This is a genomic window from Paenibacillus aquistagni, from assembly GCF_900177815.1.
GTDB classification, from domain to species: Bacteria; Bacillota; Bacilli; order Paenibacillales; family Paenibacillaceae; genus Paenibacillus_B; species Paenibacillus_B aquistagni.
The window spans coordinates 129,666-147,463 of sequence record NZ_FXAZ01000002.1; the positions used below are offsets into that span (position 1 = coordinate 129,666).

At 51.0% G+C, this 17,798-nt stretch carries 17 protein-coding genes and 2 riboswitches; of the genes, 1 reads left to right on the forward strand and 16 read right to left on the reverse strand.

Features of this window, described 5'->3' with window-relative positions:
* Window positions 1–81 precede the first annotated feature (81 nt).
* The 7 genes from B9Y93_RS09270 to B9Y93_RS09300 all read right to left on the reverse strand — a co-directional run bounded on the left by B9Y93_RS09270 (window position 82) and on the right by B9Y93_RS09300 (window position 6,757).
* Complete coding sequence (locus B9Y93_RS09270; RefSeq protein WP_085494144.1) at window positions 82–930, reverse strand: ABC transporter ATP-binding protein; 849 nt, start codon at window positions 928–930, stop codon at window positions 82–84.
* Window positions 931–1,011: 81 nt separating this feature from the next.
* Window positions 1,012–2,025, reverse strand: a complete 1,014-nt coding sequence (locus tag B9Y93_RS09275; protein WP_085494145.1) for an ABC transporter substrate-binding protein — start codon at window positions 2,023–2,025, stop codon at window positions 1,012–1,014.
* 210 nt (window positions 2,026–2,235) lie between these two features.
* Window positions 2,236–2,928: an ABC transporter permease gene (locus B9Y93_RS09280; protein WP_085494146.1), complete on the reverse strand. Its 693-nt coding sequence runs from the start codon at window positions 2,926–2,928 to the stop codon at window positions 2,236–2,238.
* Between the two features lie 24 nt (window positions 2,929–2,952).
* A complete protein-coding gene (locus B9Y93_RS09285) occupies window positions 2,953–3,861 on the reverse strand; it encodes a glycine betaine ABC transporter substrate-binding protein (protein WP_085494147.1) in 909 nt (302 codons plus the stop codon).
* 21 nt (window positions 3,862–3,882) lie between these two features.
* Window positions 3,883–4,542 carry an ABC transporter permease gene (locus B9Y93_RS09290; protein ID WP_085494148.1) on the reverse strand — a complete coding sequence of 220 codons (660 nt, stop codon included), beginning with the start codon at window positions 4,540–4,542 and terminating at the stop codon, window positions 3,883–3,885.
* A gap of 2 nt (window positions 4,543–4,544) precedes the next feature.
* Entirely contained in the window at window positions 4,545–5,735 is a 1,191-nt protein-coding gene (locus B9Y93_RS09295; RefSeq protein ID WP_085494149.1) for an ABC transporter ATP-binding protein, read from the reverse strand.
* Between the two features lie 240 nt (window positions 5,736–5,975).
* Window positions 5,976–6,115, reverse strand: a riboswitch (cyclic di-AMP (ydaO/yuaA leader).
* 126 nt (window positions 6,116–6,241) lie between these two features.
* A complete protein-coding gene (locus B9Y93_RS09300) occupies window positions 6,242–6,757 on the reverse strand; it encodes a DUF2179 domain-containing protein (protein WP_085494150.1) in 516 nt (171 codons plus the stop codon).
* A gap of 173 nt (window positions 6,758–6,930) precedes the next feature.
* Between B9Y93_RS09300 and B9Y93_RS09305 the strand changes: the two genes are divergently transcribed.
* A complete protein-coding gene (locus tag B9Y93_RS09305) occupies window positions 6,931–7,827 on the forward strand; it encodes an EcsC family protein (RefSeq protein WP_085494151.1) in 897 nt (298 codons plus the stop codon).
* 129 nt (window positions 7,828–7,956) lie between these two features.
* Here B9Y93_RS09305 and B9Y93_RS09310 read toward each other — a convergent pair whose 3' ends face one another.
* From B9Y93_RS09310 to cbiB, 9 genes are all read right to left on the reverse strand, one after another.
* On the reverse strand, window positions 7,957–9,561 hold the full coding sequence (locus B9Y93_RS09310) for a cobyric acid synthase (protein ID WP_085494152.1): 1,605 nt from the start codon (window positions 9,559–9,561) through the stop codon (window positions 7,957–7,959).
* A 14-nt stretch (window positions 9,562–9,575) separates the two neighbouring features.
* Window positions 9,576–10,406: an adenosylcobinamide-GDP ribazoletransferase gene (gene cobS / locus B9Y93_RS09315; protein ID WP_085494153.1), complete on the reverse strand. Its 831-nt coding sequence runs from the start codon at window positions 10,404–10,406 to the stop codon at window positions 9,576–9,578.
* Window positions 10,403–10,960, reverse strand: coding sequence for a bifunctional adenosylcobinamide kinase/adenosylcobinamide-phosphate guanylyltransferase (gene cobU, locus B9Y93_RS09320; RefSeq protein WP_085494154.1), 558 nt, complete (start codon window positions 10,958–10,960; stop codon window positions 10,403–10,405). The genes cobS and cobU overlap by 4 nt, the downstream gene beginning before the upstream one ends.
* Window positions 10,960–12,015: a nicotinate-nucleotide--dimethylbenzimidazole phosphoribosyltransferase gene (cobT, locus tag B9Y93_RS09325; RefSeq protein WP_085494155.1), complete on the reverse strand. Its 1,056-nt coding sequence runs from the start codon at window positions 12,013–12,015 to the stop codon at window positions 10,960–10,962. The genes cobU and cobT overlap by 1 nt, the downstream gene beginning before the upstream one ends.
* A 64-nt stretch (window positions 12,016–12,079) precedes the next feature.
* Window positions 12,080–12,928: a heme ABC transporter ATP-binding protein gene (locus B9Y93_RS09330; RefSeq protein ID WP_085494156.1), complete on the reverse strand. Its 849-nt coding sequence runs from the start codon at window positions 12,926–12,928 to the stop codon at window positions 12,080–12,082.
* Window positions 12,929–12,933: 5 nt separating this feature from the next.
* Window positions 12,934–14,004 carry a FecCD family ABC transporter permease gene (locus tag B9Y93_RS09335; protein WP_085494157.1) on the reverse strand — a complete coding sequence of 357 codons (1,071 nt, stop codon included), beginning with the start codon at window positions 14,002–14,004 and terminating at the stop codon, window positions 12,934–12,936.
* A 15-nt stretch (window positions 14,005–14,019) separates the two neighbouring features.
* Entirely contained in the window at window positions 14,020–15,024 is a 1,005-nt protein-coding gene (locus B9Y93_RS09340; RefSeq protein ID WP_085494158.1) for an ABC transporter substrate-binding protein, read from the reverse strand.
* 572 nt (window positions 15,025–15,596) lie between these two features.
* A riboswitch (cobalamin riboswitch) is annotated at window positions 15,597–15,792 on the reverse strand.
* Between the two features lie 276 nt (window positions 15,793–16,068).
* Window positions 16,069–16,833, reverse strand: coding sequence for a histidine phosphatase family protein (locus B9Y93_RS09345; RefSeq protein ID WP_244903347.1), 765 nt, complete (start codon window positions 16,831–16,833; stop codon window positions 16,069–16,071).
* Window positions 16,830–17,795, reverse strand: coding sequence for an adenosylcobinamide-phosphate synthase CbiB (gene cbiB, locus B9Y93_RS09350; RefSeq protein WP_085494159.1), 966 nt, complete (start codon window positions 17,793–17,795; stop codon window positions 16,830–16,832). The genes B9Y93_RS09345 and cbiB overlap by 4 nt, the downstream gene beginning before the upstream one ends.
* Between the last annotated feature and the right edge of the window lie 3 nt (window positions 17,796–17,798).

Sequence of the window (17,798 nt, forward strand, 5' to 3'; positions counted from 1 at the left end):
CTGTACAAAAAAGGGCCCTGCGTATGAAGATCAGGGTCCCTCTTATCGTCATGTATCCTGTTTGAACTGAGCGTCCAGTTCTTAAGCAATCGTGCTCGCAACTTGAGCCATAGCCTCCATCTCTTGCTTCTCCTCGCAGAGACTCATGCGCGTCAGCTCATACGGCAAGCATAATGGCACGCCTGTGCGCGGATCTGGAACGATATCCGCTTCAATGCCAAATACGTTCCGAAGCAAGTCCGGTGTCATTACCTCCTGCGGCGAGCCTTCTCCAAGAACATTGCCCTGCTTGATGCACACCATATGCTGCGCGTAGCGGGTCGCATGATTGAGATCATGCACAACCATGACAATGGTCCGTCCTTCTGTTTCATTCAGCTTCTGCAGCAGCTTAAGCACTTCGAGCTGGTGAGCCATGTCCAAGAAGGTAGTCGGTTCATCAAGGAACAAGATATCGGTATCTTGAGCAAGCGCCATCGCAATCCATGCTCTTTGACGCTGTCCGCCCGAGAGATGATCGACAGCTCGATCAGCAAATTCGAGCAATCCGGTCACTTCAATAGCGCTCTGAATCGCCTCGTGATCCTGCTTGCTCAGATTGCCAAAGCCCTTTTGATAGGGGAAACGACCGTAGGAGATCAGTTCCTTCACCGTAAGCCCATCCGGTGCAGTTGGATTCTGAGGCAAAATTGCAAGCTGCCTGGCGACTTCCTTTGTCGTCTGCTGGTGTATGGACTTGCCATCCAAGAGCACCTGGCCTGCCTTTGGCTTCATAATTCTTGCCATGGTCTTAAGGATTGTTGATTTGCCCGAACCATTAGAACCAACTAATGCTGTAATCTTGCCTGTTGGAATGGATAGATTCAGCCCTTTTACAATGAGTCGTTCTTCGTATGCCACATCTAAAGCTGAGGTTATCAAGCGTGTCATAGCGGTTTCCCCCTGTTTCCGTTAGCTTTGTTTCTAACCAACAAATATACGAAATATAATCTAACCTTCTGACCGTATATCTTAAGGCTTCAGCGCCTCAATCACATCATCCATTACCTTGGAGCCCGCAACAGCGCCGCTGTAGAGCCAGCTGCCCTTCGGGTCCATCTCATGCACATGTCCAGCCTTTACAGCGGGAATGCTCTGCCACAAAGCGGTATTTGTCACCTCGTCGGCCCCTGCAGCCTTATCACTGTTCACGATGAAGATATCATCAGCATCCAGCATCGCAAGCTTCTCCAGCGAAATAGGGTTCCAGCTTGCACGAGAGGCAGCAGGAATCTCAGATATGAGATTCGGAGACTTTATGCCAAGATCTTGATACAATACCGTGCCGCTTGATACCGTCTCATCGACCAGATAGAATTGCTTGTTCGTCAACCACAAAATAGCTGCTGAACGTTCCCCGAGCGGTTTTAGCTTTTCCTTTGTAGCCGCAGCCTTTTGCTCATAGTCCTTCAGGACCTGCTCCGCTTTATCTGATAGATCCAAAATGTCTCCAATCGTCTTCAAAGCCTTGCGCCAATCCTTCGCAGTCTCTGATCCAAGCACGTAAGTAGGCGCTATCTTCGCGTACTGGTCATACAAGCCGTTCTGCACCAAAGCTTCATCGCCAATAATCAACAGATCCGGTTCGTGGTTCAGCACCTCTTCCACCGGCAAATTATAGGGAATCGTCGGGACGCCATTCAGCCCTTCTGATAAATAATCCTGCACGCCATTCGGCACAGACCACTGCGCCACAGGCTTCACGCCCAGCGCAACGAGGTGATCCTCTAGATAGGAGGCAATAATATGAGACGGGTTCGCTGGAATGTGCACCTCATGCCCCATCGCATCCTTCATGACCTTGGGTTCATGTGTCTTGTTCTCTCCCGAGGACTCTTGAGCCGAGGTAGGTGGTTGGTTCGATGTCGCATCCTTCCCCTCTTCCTTAGGGCTGCCGCAGGCCGATGCGAGCAAAGCAAGCACGAGCAAGCTCAGCAAGAGCCATTGTGATTTGCGAATAGGGGCTGTACGATCATTGTCAAGCATGTATGTGTCCTCCTGTTGTAACCATAGCAGTCAAAAAAATAGTTTAGCTCATCTATGAATGATAATGATTATCATTACCGTTGTCAATGTCTTTTTGTCTCATTCGCTTAAATTTACAGCATATAGACAAAGAACAGCCCACACCGTCCTATTAGGAACGTGTGGGCTGTGTATCTTTTATTCACTTTATCTTATGCTTACTTGCAATCATCATGTGGTCGCCTTGCTCGCTTTGCCTGTTCGCTTCGATGATTTGCGATCATCGAACTTCAGCTTCTTCTGGAAGTAACCGAGCACGATGTCGGATACGATAGCGAGCAGGGCAGCTGGAATCGCACCTGCATAGATACGAAGCGGGTTCTGGCCATTGATCCCTGCATAGATCTCTCGTCCAAGTCCGTCTCCGCCAACGAGCGGGGCAATCGTAACCACACCGATCGCGATAACAGCTGCAACACGAAGACCTGACATGATATAGGTCAACGACAGCGGAAACCGAACCTTGACGAGCAGTTGGAGAGGACTCATGCCAATGCCTCGGCCTGCTTCAATATAGCTTGGGTTCACCTGCTTCAAGCCAACATACGTATTTCTTACAATCGGGTTCAAGGAATAGAACAGCAGCCCGATAATAACGGTCTTCGCCCCAAGTCCGATTGCCAGCATGAGCAGAACAAGCAAAGCCAAGCTCGGGATAACCTGCAGGATATTGGTAATCGTCAAGATCACCTTGCCAAGCTTCTCATGGCGAGAAGCGAGAATCCCTAGCGGAATCCCAATCACGATAGCTAGGCCAATGCCACTTAGCACCATAATGACGTGTGACACGAAATACTCCCATAGCATCCCGGAGTTCCGGCTCATATACGATATTAAATCTGATAGCGTCCATTGAAAATCCATATGATCCTCCTTTCCAGCCCTTGACTATTCCTTCGTCAAGTACCCTTGATCCTTCAAGTATTGGATGGCGACTTCGCGCTCACTTTTCTTCTCGATATCCACCTGATAGCTGAGCTCAATCATGGTCTTCGCATCGATCTTGCCGATCAGCTCTTGAATAACCTGCTCAATCTCAGGATACGCCTGCAGCGCTTCTCCACGAATAACCGGCGATGCATCAAATGGAGGGAAGAACTTCTTGTCATCCTCCAGCGTAATCAGGTCATATTCCTTCAGGCGCGGATCGGTGGAGTACGCAAGCACAATATCCACCTGCTGATTGGATACTGCTTGATACACCAAGCTTTGCTCCATAGGGAACTCCTGCTTGAACTTGAAGCCATAGGCTTGCTGGAATGCCGGGTAGCCATCACTAGGACGTTCCAGCCATGTCGTATCCACGCCAAGGCGCAGATTGTCCGCATCCTTTTCGACGTCCGAGATCTTCTTGTAGCCTCTCTCCTCCGCCAGTTCTCTGCGAACCGTAAAAGCATACGTATTTTCAAATCCTAAGGAGTCCATCCACTCTAGATCAAAGGTCTTCTTGAAGCCTTCCTGCGCTTGCTTGAGCACCTCAGCTCTATCCTTTGTCTCTTCAATCGGGAAGTAGCCGTTGAAGATCTCGCCGCTGTAGAGCGTCCCGATATCAAGCTCTCCTTTGCGCAGTGACGTTAAGATAAGCGGGCTCGCCGCAAGGTCTGGAATCACCTTGACATTAATGTCTGTGCGATCCTCGATCAATCCTTTATACATTTCAGCCAAGATCTTCGTTTCTGTAAAGGTCTGCGTCCCAATAATCACCTGATTGCTTGCGCCGCAGCCCGAGATAAGCGTCGTCATCGCAACCAACAGGGCAATGATACCGGCTGAAAGGGTTCTTCGTTGTCTTGTCATATTCCGATACCTCTCCTTCTGTTAGGCTGTTGTTGCTGAGCTGGTGCGTCCATATTTTTTGGTCAACATGCGTTCCACCCAACCAAGCAGCGCATCTGTGAGAAGGGCAAGTACAATAGCCCCTAGAGCACCTGTAATAATAAGTTCCAATTTATTCGTTCCAAGTCCGGATACGATCAGTTGACCCAGCCCGCCGGCACCAATCAAGGTAGCAAGTGTCGCCCAACTGATAATGTATACGGTCGTAATACGAACGCCCGACATGATATAGGGTAGCGACAGCGGCAGCTGAATCTTCAAGATCCGCTGCTTCGCATCATATCCAATCCCTCTAGCCGACTCCAGCACGCTTGGGTCCACAGATTGGAAGCCATCGTACGTATTCCGTAATATCGGCATAATGGAGTACAAGAAGAGAGCAATAATTGCGGGCTTCAAGCCAATGCCTAGCAGCGGAATCAGGATAGCCAGCAGCGCAAGGCTCGGAATGGTCTGCAGCAGGTTCGCGATAAAGAATACGGCGCTGTTCAGCCATTTGAAGCGATTGTATACAAGCAGAATGCCTAGTGGAATGGAGATGATGCAGCCCAGCAGCACAGAAGACACGGTAATGATCAAGTGCTCCTGCAGCGCGATGCCGATGTCGCCTGCACGTTCTTGTAGAAAAGTAAGGATGCTCATGCTTACGCCTCCTCTCCGAGGTTCGAGGCGAACTGTTCAACGATTGTAGGATAGACCTCGTTCAAGTGCTGAACGATACTACCACGCGTGAGCAATCCGACCAAGCGACCATCATCGTCTACAACCGCAAGATTGGTTAAGCGGGCGTTGCTCATAATCTCGACAGCCTCTGGCAGCGAAGTTCCTGGAGATACCTGATATCCAATCGGCCGCATAATGTCCTTCACCGTCTTGTTCTCTTCGCCATATTGGTTCAAGAGACGATATATCGATACAATGCCCAGTAGCTTGCGCTGCTTATCGACGACAAACAAGCTGTCAACCTTGCGTCCGGACATAATCTTAATCGCTTCAGCAAGTCCACGGTTCGGTGTAACCGTAGCAGGCTGAGTCACCATCACTTCGTCAACGGTCGAGACACGAATCGATTCAGGATCAATGCCGATCCCATCATTCATATCCCCGTCAAGACGCTTCTGGCCGATAAAGGTGCGCACAAAGTCATTGGCCGGATGCCTTAGAATGCTCTCTGGTGTACCGGTCTGAACAATCTCTCCATCCTTCATTAACACAATCGTATCCGCGACTTTAATCGCTTCATCCATGTCATGCGTGACAAAAATAATGGTCTTATTCAATTCTTCCTGCAGACGAATAAGTTCATCCTGCAATTGCTCTCGGCTAATTGGGTCAAGTGCGCTAAAAGGCTCATCCATTAGAATAATATCGGGATCTGCAGCTAAAGCGCGAATAACGCCAATACGCTGCTGCTGCCCGCCGCTCAGTTCGGAAGGATAGCGGTCGCGGAATACTTCTGGGTCCAGATTCACCATGCGCATCAACTCTTCCACACGCGGTTCAATCTTTTTAGGGTCCCATTTTTTCAAGTGAGGAATGACGGCTACGTTTTTACCGATCGTCATATGCGGGAATAATCCTACGTTCTGAATCACATAGCCGATATTGCGTCTTAACTCAACGGGATTCTTCGTCATAATGTCTTCCCCGTTAATCAATACTTTTCCAGATGAAGGTGTGATAAGTCGATTGATCAGCTTCATCGTCGTCGATTTACCACTGCCGCTCGGACCGATAAATGCAGTCAATTCTCCCTTTTTAATCGTCAGATTGATATCCTTCAAGGCTTGGAAGCCGTCATCATATACCTTATTTACCTGTTGAAATTCAATCATTCGCCAAGTCACCCCACTGCTGTTTTTTGTCTAATTTACCTTTACACGCATTATTTAGACTTTAAACACATTTTTGTATAAAAAATCATCTATTCTCTGTTCTACCCACTCCCTATGCTTTGTTATGTCCAAAAAAGAAAAACCCTAACAAGAAGATGATTAAATCCTAATCACCTTGATGCTAGGGTCTATAAGAATAGAAAAAGCCTGAGTCACTCAGGCCATCAATTCCACATGTTCACATGACCCATCTCCTGCTGACGAGGTTAGCTGACGGACTCGGAAAAGATGGTTTCCTACACAGCTTGCCTGTGATTCGCCCCAAAACGTGGTTCCCCCGCTTTTCTTCACAACGAAAGAAAATTAAGCATATATCTAGGGTATTAAATATTTGAATATTTGTCAACCCTAATATCCGATTTAGCTGATCGAAATTAACAACAATCATACTGCATGCAATCAAAAAGATGGTAACAGGAATGATCGGCAAGCAGCGCAGGCTTCTCCTAACGCTTGCTTGCTTTTGTCCAGAATCCGCCATGGAATTGTGTTGGCTCGAAGGTGACAATGAATGCTTTGGGATCAATGCCGACAATGGTCTGATACAGCTTTGCTTGGTTTTTGCGTCTAGCCAGCACTTCGAGCATCAGGCGTTCGCCATCGCGTCCATACCCCATCCAAGTCGTTACCCCATAGCCCAGATCACGAAGTTGATTTGGCAGGGTGCTGCGAGGATCGTTAATGATAACACGCAGTGTGACGTAGCCAAGAGCCAGCTTGTTTTCAATCCATGAACCTGTCAACACGCCAAGCCCATATCCAGCAGCATAGACGATCAAGCTGATCGGTTGATCCAAATACTTAAGCACCATGTTCAAACCAAGTACATAGATGGTAATCTCAACAAATGCGATGCAAGCAGCCAAATATTTCTGGCCTTTTAAAGTCAAGATCATCCGCAGCGTAAAGCAGGAGACATAGACAATCTGAATCAAAAATATCGTTCCTAACAGGCCTAACAAGGACTTCCCCCCTTACAACCGCAAGGCACTCATAGCCGCGCGTTCATTTCCATTACCCATTTTTCCTGCGTCTCAATCAAAAAGATATGAAACGGCCTGCCACCATCAGCGTAGAAGGCTATACATGGAAGGATTGACCACAAGCGATAGCCGTATACGAAAGGAAGTAGAGAATGCCATATACAGAGTCGACAAGCCAGCTCGAACTTGAGCTTGATCAGATAAAAAAGTGGGAGAACGACCAACGGAATTTATGGTTTTGGGAAAAAATCGGCCGAATGCCCTTCCAGCTGCTTGATCGCCTGACTCCAAAGGCCATCCAGCGCAAGCTCGGCTCCTTGCTCGACGAGCTTGGCAGCTATGTGCAGACTGGTGGTAAGTATCTTGTATCTGAGCAGCACGTGATGAAGAAGCTGCAACAAAACGCAATCAAGCACTGCGGACAAGCTTTACCCGCTGCAGCTGCAGATAAGGGTCATGCGGATACGAATCCGACTCACCCTTCAATCGCATTCGCAAGACAGCTCCCGCTTGCCGTGCGCGATAGGACAGCCGAGCAGCTGCGCGAGGAGCTCAAGCATGTTGCTTCGCTTCAAGGCGCTGCAACAGGCGTAGGCGGCATATTTACTTTAAGCATCGATATTCCAGCTATGCTTGGCATGTCGCTGAAAGTCATACAAGAAACGGCCTTCGCCTATGGCTTTGACCCTAATCAGCAGCATGAGCGAGCCTTTGTCGTGAAATGCCTGCAGTTCGTCTCTTCTGATATCGTTGGCAAGCAAGCCATTCTGAAGGAATTGTCTGAGTACGAGGATGAAGCAAGAAGCAGGGAAACGTTATCGGTGATTCAAGGATGGAGGGAGACGGTCATCGCTTTTACGGATAATATCGGCTGGAAGAAGCTTTTTCAGATCATTCCTATCGCAGGGATTGCCATCGGCTCCATCATGAATCGCTCCCATATTCATGATGTGGCAGAAACCGCTCAGATGATGTATAAGAAGCGCGCGATTCATTCCATGCTCAGAGAAAGAAAACGATTGGAAGACGAAGCGGCAGCATGCGATTAGCACGGCTTTATGGAAGCTGATATCAAAATGGATAGAGACTGCATGAAGATAGGAACTCTCTCCTCTTCTACTCATGAATATGACAAGGACCATCGCATGATGCCGCGATGGTCCTTGTCTTGCAGAATCTCAGCTTATAATGCTGTATATCCGTTCCATGTCTAGATGCGCTCTCGCTAAGTCCGCTAGTCGATCAAAGGCTTGTTCGCGCTGCTCCTGATAGTGAAGCATGAGCGGCAGAGGCTCTATTCCTTTGCTCTCTCGAACCATATTGAGCCACTGCCTGCGGAATGCATCGTTATGGAATATGCCATGCAGATAGGTTCCAAACACATAGCCGTCCTCGCTGAGCGTCCCATCAAGCAGCGCCTCGCCTTGCTCCATCTCGGACACATTTAGGTTCGACAGCTCTAGCAGGCCTCTACGCTGCTCGATGCCTCCATCCTCATCCACATGGGATGTTCCCATATGAATCTCATACCCTTGAACAGCAATGCCGCGCATGGAGCCCCACTTATGGTGCAGGCTGACAACCGTCCCTGCCACCTGTTCAGTACGCTTCTCAAGCGTAAAGGTTGTGCGAAGCGGCAGCAGACCTAGCCCTGCAACTTTGGTGCCTGCCTCCGTCTCTACTCCATGCGGATCAGCAAGGGAACGCCCCAGCATCTGATAGCCGCCGCATATGCCGGCCACCCATGTCTTTTTGCCAAGCTGCGCGCGTCTGCTGCGAATCTGCTCAATACCTGCCGCAAGTCCAGAGGCTTGCAGCCACTCCAGATCTGCAATGGTGCTCTTTGTTCCCGGCAGGATGATGATATCCGGATCACCTAGCTCGTCAAGACGTCGTACATAGCGGACGCGAACATCGTGCTCGGCATTCAGCGGATCGATATCGGTAAAGTTGGAGATGCGCGGCAGCGCCATTACCGCAATATCAATATCATTTTCCGGGTCCACTCTTCCCTTCCACTGAGCAAGCTGCACCGAATCCTCCGCTTCAATATCCAGATCGTCCGCATATGGCAGCACGCCTAATACAGGCTTGCCTGTACGCTCTTCAAGCCAATCCAGCCCCGGACGAAGCAGCTCCACATCGCCACGGAACTTATTGATGATAAAGCCGATGACCCGGTCGCGTTCTGCCGGTTCAAGCAGCTCCAATGTGCCGACAATCGACGCGAATACGCCGCCGCGATCAATATCCGCCACGAGAATAACCGGCGCCTCCGCCCATGCCGCCATATTCATATTGACGATATCATTGTGCTTAAGATTAATCTCGGCAGGACTCCCTGCTCCCTCCATGACCACAAGATCATAATCAGCCTTTAGGCGTTCTACAGCCGCCGTCACAATCTCCTTAGCCGTAGGGAGAAAGTCGGTGCGATAATTGCGCGCGCTCATGTTCAGGTAAGGCTTGCCATGCACCACCACTTGTGACTGCATGTCCTGCATCGGCTTAATCAAGACCGGATTCATATCCGTGGTCGCCATAATGCCACAGGCCTCGGCCTGAACGCCCTGAGCGCGTCCAATCTCCTTGCCGTCTGGGGTGACATAAGAGTTCAGCGCCATATTTTGCGATTTGAACGGAGCGACCTTATAGCCATCCTGCTTGAAGATGCGGCAAAGCGCTGTGGTAACCACACTTTTTCCAACATCCGAGGCCGTTCCCTGCAGCATGATGGCACGCCCGCGCGCTCTAGTTGATTGCTTCTGATGTGCGTCTGCCATGATATCCCTTCTTTCTACCCTTGAATGTTCAGATTCATGACGACAGCCATGAAGAGGAGCGTCAGCGTCAGCTCCGCAATGCAGCCGTAAGTATCTCCCGTTAAGCCGCCGAGCTTGCGCGAGATCCCTCTAGCAAGCAGAAAGGAAAGCGCCAAGCTGACCAGCAAAAACAAGAGTAAAAAGATCATAGGACGAAGATGCCACTGCTCCATTCCGCTTAGCAGGCCAATGGGAGACAGCCAAGCGCTATCTGCAAACAGCGCAAGAGCTGCGAAGAAGCTTAACAAGAGAAAAGACACAACCAAATAACTGCCCTTGATCCCATGAAACAGCACACCAAGTCCCGAATCCGCTCTGGCATGCGGCTCCTTGGCAATCGCCCACACCATGGCGAAGCGGCTCCCGAGGAATGGCAGGACGATAAAGAGTCCCCACACATCATGCTCAAGCAGCGCAGCAACCAAGGACCACTGCAGCAGCAGCACAATAAAGCAGACGATGACTCCCATTGCCCCTACTCGGCTGTCTTTCATAATCTCAAGAATGCGTTCAACCGTTCGGCCGCTTAATAATCCATCTGCTGTATCCATTAATCCGTCCAGATGCAGGCCTCCTGTCATCATGATCATGACAACCAGAACGAATGCAGCAGCCGGCCATGGCGGAAGCAGGCTGCCAAACAGCAGTCCTGCTCCCCATGTGATCAAACCTATAAACAAGCCTGTGATTGGAAAAAATACCGTGCTTCGCTTCAGAATCTCCGGTGTAAATGGAACCTGAACCGGCATCGGAATACGCGTAAGGAACTGGATGGATGCTACGAAGGCCTGCAGCCACTTTTTCATAGCTCCACCATCCGCTTCTTAAGCTCGATCGGAATGCCTGCTGTTACCAGATAAGCCTCCTCAGCAAGCCGCGCAATCTGCTGATTCAGACGTCCCGCCGCATCGCGGAATATACGGCCAAGCTTATAAGCTGGGACAACGCCGCTGCCGACTTCATTCGATACAAATACGACTGTACCTGCATACACACTTGCGGCATCAACCAATTCCTGCATCCGTTCATGCAAGCGCGCCTCGCCTTGAGGCTCGTTCTCTAACGCAAGCAGTTCATTCGACAGCCACACTGTCAAGCAATCAACAAGCACTGTCTTTGCCTTGCAGGATCGAAGAAAGCCCGGCAGGTTCAGCGGGCATTCCGCTGTATCCCAGTCATAGTTCGCTTCGCTTCGCTCCTGCTGATGTAAGGCAATGCGCTCGCGCATCTCGTCATCCAGCGCTTCTGCTGTCGCCACGTACAAGGCGCCTTCGGGTGAATGCTTGCGCACATAAGCCTCCGCAAAGGTGCTCTTGCCGCTCCTTGCTCCTCCTGTTACAAAGACGACCCTGCCGCTCATTACGCTTCCTCTTTCCCAGAGACACCCGCTTCGGCAAAGGTCGCCATCTCGCGCATAATCAGGCACGCAGCATCAATCATCTGGAACATGAGCGCAGCGCCTGTTCCCTCGCCTAATCGCATATTCATATGCAACGGTGCGGTCAGCTCAAGCTGCTGCAGCAGCGACTGATGGCCTTGCTCCTCGGAAAGATGGGAGCCGATCAGGTAAGGCTTGACTTCTGGAGCCAAGCTTGCCGCAAGCAGTGCAGCCGCAGTCGAGATAAAGCCATCAATCACAACAGGAGCGCCATGGCTCGCTGCGCCAAGAATGACCCCAACAAGCCCCGCGATCTCAAGCCCGCCAATCTTGGCAAGCACATCAAGGGCATCCTTCGGATCTGGCTTGTTCACCTCTAACGCACGACGAACAACGTTGCATTTATGCTTCCACTGCTCATCGCCAATGCCAGTGCCTCGACCAACCGCTGCTTCAGGCGTAATGCCAGTCATCGCACACAGGATCGCAGCGCTTGCCGTTGTGTTGCCGATCCCCATCTCGCCAGTCGCAAACATGGTGTAGCCCTGCTGCGCCAGCTCCGATACGGTATCGATGCCAGCCTGTACCGCTGCAATCGCTTCTTCATTCGTCATAGCCGGGCCTTGTGCCATGTTGTCCGTTCCATGCTTCACCTTGCGAGAGATCAGCTTCGGATGCGTAAGCTCTGCATTTACGCCTACATCTACACAGAACACATCGGCACGAGCTGCCCGTGCCAGCACGTTAACAGCAGCCCCGCCATGGAGAAAATTAAGCACCATCTGCGGTGTAACTTCAGCCGGAAATGCGCTGACGCCTTCCGCGACAACGCCATGATCCGCTGCCATTACAACCACGGCCTTTTTCTCGAAGAATGGCTTTGCTTCACCCGTTGCTGCTGCGAGTTGTAAAGACAACCGCTCCAGCACGCCTAGACTTCCTGGCGGCTTCGTCAATTGATTTTGATGGTCAAGAGCAGCATTTCTGGCCTCTTCTGTTACTGCTGGAATTGTTGGAATCCAAGATAATTGTGTCATGTCTATCTCTCCATTCGTCACGTAATTGATCGTAATTCAGCTATGAGGTCTGTTCGTAACGTTGTTATTGCTTGTCTGTGCAGATCAGTACTTGCGGCTTCGCCACTTCAGGATGCGGCACAATAACCGTGCGCGTCTCAAACACGTCTGATAAGATTTGGCTTGTCATAATGTCCTCTGGTGCCCCATCGGCAACCAGTTGGCCTTGATGAAGCACAAGTATCCGATCACAGTAAAGCGCAGCAAGATTCAAGTCATGCAATACGGATACAACGGTCAGCCCGCAATCCTGCTGCCACTCCGATATCACATCCATAAATTGAACCTGATGATGAATATCCAGATACGTGGTTGGTTCATCCAGCAGCACGAGGCTTGGAGATTGTGCCATCAGCTTGCCAAGCGCAGCCCGCTGACGCTGTCCTCCGCTTAGCTGTTCAAGCGGCTGTTCCGCAAGCTGTGTCAACTCAAGCTGCTCCATGATGTGATCAACTAAAGCCGTGCTGTCCTGCTTTTCACCGCCAAACCATGATTGATGAGGGAATCTCCCCATCTCTACAACTTCTCTAACGGAAAATGGAAGGGAAGGCAGCGCTTCCTGCTGAAGCACAGCCATCAACTGCGACAGCTCCTTGCGCTTATAAGCTTCGATCGGCTTGTTGTACACCTCGATGTGCCCCGATTGAAGCCGCTCTGCCCTAGATAATAACGACAATAAGGTCGACTTTCCGCTTCCATTGGGCCCGATAATGCCTACCCATTCTCCATTTTTCACCTGAAAGGATAGATCCTGAAGAATGGCTCGGCTTCCATAAGCATGATGAATGTGGCTGATCTGGAGCGCATGCGGACACGCCGCCTGTGCACGATCTTGATCAGGATGAACCCACCCATGTTGCTGAAGGCTTGACATCCGCTTCACCCCAGTCGTTGTTTTTTCTTATTTCGAATAAGCAGGTAGGCAAAAAACGGCGCACCGACAAAGGCTGTAACAACCCCGAGCGGGATCTCTGTTGGAGCCAGAATCGAACGTGCAATCGTATCTGCCCACATGACATAGATCGCGCCTCCGATGGCAGACATCGGCATCAGAAGGCGATAATCCGGTCCGATCATAAGCCTCAGCATATGAGGAACCACCAAGCCCACAAAGCCAATAACGCCTGATACCGATACCGCTCCAGCCGTTACGAGCGTGGCCGTTAAGAGCACAATCCACTTGGTCCGCTCAACATGAAGACCAAGATGCGCAGCCTGGCGCTCACCTAGCGACAGCAGATTCAGCGGTCTTGCATAAGCACACAAAATGATAAACGTAATCAAAAAGTACGGTGCGATAATCAGGACATACTGCCAGCCGCGAAGCGCTAGACTCCCCATCGTCCAATACAAAATATCATTTACCGTTTGCTTGGACATGGACACCATGAAGGATACGCATGCGCCAAGGAACGCATTCACCACAACCCCAGACAGAATCAGCGTCTCTATCGCCATTTTCCCCGAATGCCTTGCCATCAATAACACAACAAGCAAGGTCATCACAGCGGTTACAAAGGCTACAATAGGGATCGACCATTGTCCGAACAAGGCGAGCTGCAGATTAAAGGTGATCAGGACCGCCGCTCCGACGGAAGCACCTGATGAGACGCCAAGCGTATACGGATCTGCCAGCGGGTTGCGCAGCACTCCTTGGAAGGCGGCACCGGCCGTTCCAAGCGATGCTCCCACGAACAAGGCCAGCATGACTCTTGGCAAACGCACCTTCATCATAATCTGAGCAGAAGCGTCCTCCCACGTAGGCGGGAACAAGTCCTGAAGTCCCGGGATATGATGAAGCAGAATACGTGTGATCTCTCCAAAAGGCATGTGCACAGACCCTACAGCGAGACAGCCTACAATGGACAATAGGAGCAGCGTTATACCCGCTGCTCCTATTGCTGTAATTCGACTTAAACCTTTGCTTGATTTCACTTGGTTCTCCGTCATCTTCTTCACCCTATCTTATTTCACAAGATCAGGATAAATCGCTTTGGCTACTTCTTTGAGGCCATCAGCGACACGAGGACCTGGACGGCTGATCAGGTTGGAATCCACGCCAATGACATGATTGTCCTTCACAGCTGTAATCTGATCCCAGCCTTGACGGTTCTTAATCAGTTCCTCAAGCGGCTTGTTTGTCTCTGTATCAATCAATCCTGCGGAATACAAGATGACATCCGGATTGCTCTTAATAATGTTTTCTTCGTTAATGTTGATCCAGCCTGTTTCGGTTGCTGCAATATTCTCTGCACCTGCGATCTCGATCAATTCATTCATAAATTCGCCTTTGCCCACTGTCCAGCCTGGCGAGAATTCGACGTACACCTTTTTCTTCTCTGCCGCATCCTTCACAGCAGCCTGAACATCTTCACGAACCTTCTTCATGTTGTCCACGATGTCCTTCGCTTCTTGCTGACGGTCCGTAATCTGGCCATACAATTCGATGTTCGAGATGACATCATCATAAGACTTCGGATCTACCTTGAAGATGCTGATCCCAAGGTCACGGAACTTCTTCACCACATCTTCCTTCATCGAGATGCCTGTGAAGACGATATCAGGGTTCGCTGCAATGATTGCTTCTTCATTCGGCTTTGTAATGCCGCCCATTTTCGGCTTTGTTGTCGCCGCTTGCGGGTAATCGTCAAAGTCAGAAACCCCTACAATTTCTTGATCCAAGCCAAGAGCGAACAAGGATTCTGTTTCTGCTGGAGATACGGATACGATGCGCTCTGGAGCCTTGTCAAATGTAAATTCCTCTCCCGTTGCATCCTTCACCGTTAGCGGATAGGTCGTCTTTAACGACTGTTCGGATGAATCTGGTTTGGTTGTATGGTCTGTTTGTTCTGCCGCTTGATTGTTATCTTGTGTCTTGTTGTCCGCTGCTGTGCCGCCGCATGCTGCGAGCATAACGGTCAAGGCCGCAATCATGACAACGACTAGGGATTTGTTCCACCATGTCTTCATTATGGTTGTTCCTCCTCTTGAGTACCTTCTCTTTTTAACGTTGAGTATCATGTCTTTGACCTCGGGGAGTATCATGTCTTTGACCTCGGAAATACGCTTCCCGCGTTCCCTCGCTCAAAAGGGTAACCTCCTCTGGCACCTTTCATGCTTGGAAAGCTGCCGCTAAGCACGTGTATCTCATTAAGCCAATCAAGAGCGTGCTCTCCCTAGCAAGCCGTGATCACGATCGCTAGATGACGAATGGTCATGCGGCAAGCAGAACCCTTCATCATGAAGCAAGCCTCTAGCAGGACTCTTTCTGATCGGACACTCGGCATAAAGGCAGGTTATATCGCCGAATCGAAATGCTGGCCTTTTCCTAAGTTACACGACCAACACTCCATTCTAGTCAAAAAAACCCTGCACCTCCATAGCTTGGAGATGAGGGATTCGCGTTCAAAGGGTTATCCATCCATTACGTCCACTGCAACATGCACTCCGTTGTACACCCAAGCTCTAACCGTTTAGAGCCAATGACTGCACGACGAATTGATTGATATCCATTGACGACTTCCCTATTCCTCGAGGGGAAACATTTCGTCCATCTTCAGGCAGGTCTCCTGACTTTAGGCTTTTCCACTCCTCGCCTTCCCATCAGCAGCTGACAGTGGCCAATTGAGGAGCAATGCCTTTTACAGTGGCGGGACCGTACCGGGTTCTCACCGGTTTCCCTTTTCACTCATCAGCTGCGCCGTTGCAGCTGACAAGACCTGAAGCATGTTCCGTATAAAGTTGTGATCCAGCATGAACTCAATGATTGATTATAAGGGATGCTCGTCTAGGTTACAAGCGTTTATGTCATTCGACACGATATCATCTTATTTCCATCGGATAGGTTGATATTTGAAACACAACATATTTTATCCATGATAGGATGTTATGCTCAGCATTAGAGGCTTCTCAGCATGTCTATCAGCTTGATTTCACTATTGTTATCTACCATGGATGAATGCTGTTGAAAACCGGAAAAAGCCTGTTGCGACAGCAGTCTGCAACAGGCTTTGGCTATACGAGACGCTCGGCTCGCAGAAATGTCCAAGTATTGCGCTTTAAGCGGGCTATGATCTGCATGCCGCCGCCAGTTGGCACCTGCGTGTCCCAGAATAAGACACTCGGGAAAGCGAGGGTATACAGACGTCTTACCACTCCTCCATGCGTTAAGATGAGCACCTCGCTTCGCCTGCATGACCCATGCCTGTGCGACCTGCTCGCATGGGCAGGCTTGTCCGCTGTGCAATAAGCAGCAGGCATGCATTGTCTTCGGCTTTGCAATGGGCCCGCTCTGAAGCCGAAGCCCCTCATGGGCCGCTTGGCCTCACGCAGAATATGCTGCCAAGCGGCTTCCGTCCTCGCTTCGAAGCGCTGCCATGATTCGCCCTCTGGCGGGATGACGGCCGTCATGTCATCAAGCCAGGCGCGGTATGCGGGGTCCGCTTGCAGGTCCTCGTACGTGAGGCCCTCCCAGCGGCCGAAGTCAAGCTCTCGCAAGCGGGCATCAAGCATAGCATGCCGTGCGCCATGCGGGCATACCCGCGCCAGTGTGCTGACACAGCGGCGCATGTCGCTTGCAAAGGCAAGCGGCCGCGTGGCCGCAAGCTTGCGGCGAAGCGGGGCAAGTGCCGCTCTCGCCTCCGGCAGGAGCGGCACGTCGGAGCGGCTTACGTAGCGCCGCTCGGCATTGGCGCGCGTCACGCCGTGACGCGCCACCGCGATGCGCACAAGCCTTGGGCTTAGCATCGCGGCTCTTTGGCGGCGGGATGGGCGCTTCATAGCAGCCACCCGCCGCGGAGCCAGAGCGCGGCCAAGCCTAGGGCCACGAACAAGAGCGACGTGCCGCGCAGCAGGCGGCACGTCGCAGGGATGTGCTTCGCCGCCAGCACCTCCAGCGGCTCGCCCATGTATTCACGGAAGGAGCGTACGCCCTTGTATACGTTGAAGCCGCCTAAGCGAATATGAAGGGCTCCCGCTACAGAAGCCTCCGGCCAGCCGCTGTTCGGGCTCGGATGCTTGACAGCGTCCGACAGCGCCGTCTTGAGCGCGCGCTTGGCATCCCCAGCGCGGAACAGCCAAGCGCTTAGCGCCACAAGACCTGCCGTCATGCGCGCTGGAATCCAGTTCGCCAGATCGTCGAGCTTGGCCGAAGCGTAGCCAAGCTTCTCATATTTCTCATTTTTATAGCCAACCATGGAATCTAGCGTATTGACTGCCCGATAAGCCATTGCTAACGGTGCGCCTCCTAGCAGTGCATAGAACAGCGGTGAAATGACCGCATCCACAATATTTTCCGCCACCGTCTCTACAGTGGCTCTGACCAGTTCAGGCTCATCCAGCGTATCCGTATCGCGCCCTACAATCATGCTCGTTTCAAAGCGCGCTCCGTCCATATCGCCTGCTGCAAGCTTGTTATATACTTTCATCCCTGCATCTTGAAGCCCCTTGACGGCAATCGTGGTTGCGATAAGTATTGCCTCAACGCCGTATGACAGCCATGGATGAACAAGCGCTAGTGCCCATAACAAGAGCCAAGTGGCGCCAAAGGCTCCGCCGACAATGACGATGGGAAGCAGAAATCCTGCCGCCTTGAGCTTATCTTGCGTGAACCATCTGCGCAGCAGCCTTTCCATGCCCGAAATGCATCGTCCAATTCTAATAACCGGATGAGGCAGCCATCTAGGGTCGCCGAGCAAACGATCCCAAATGTAAGCAATCGTCCAGAGGATCGCAGCAATCATCGA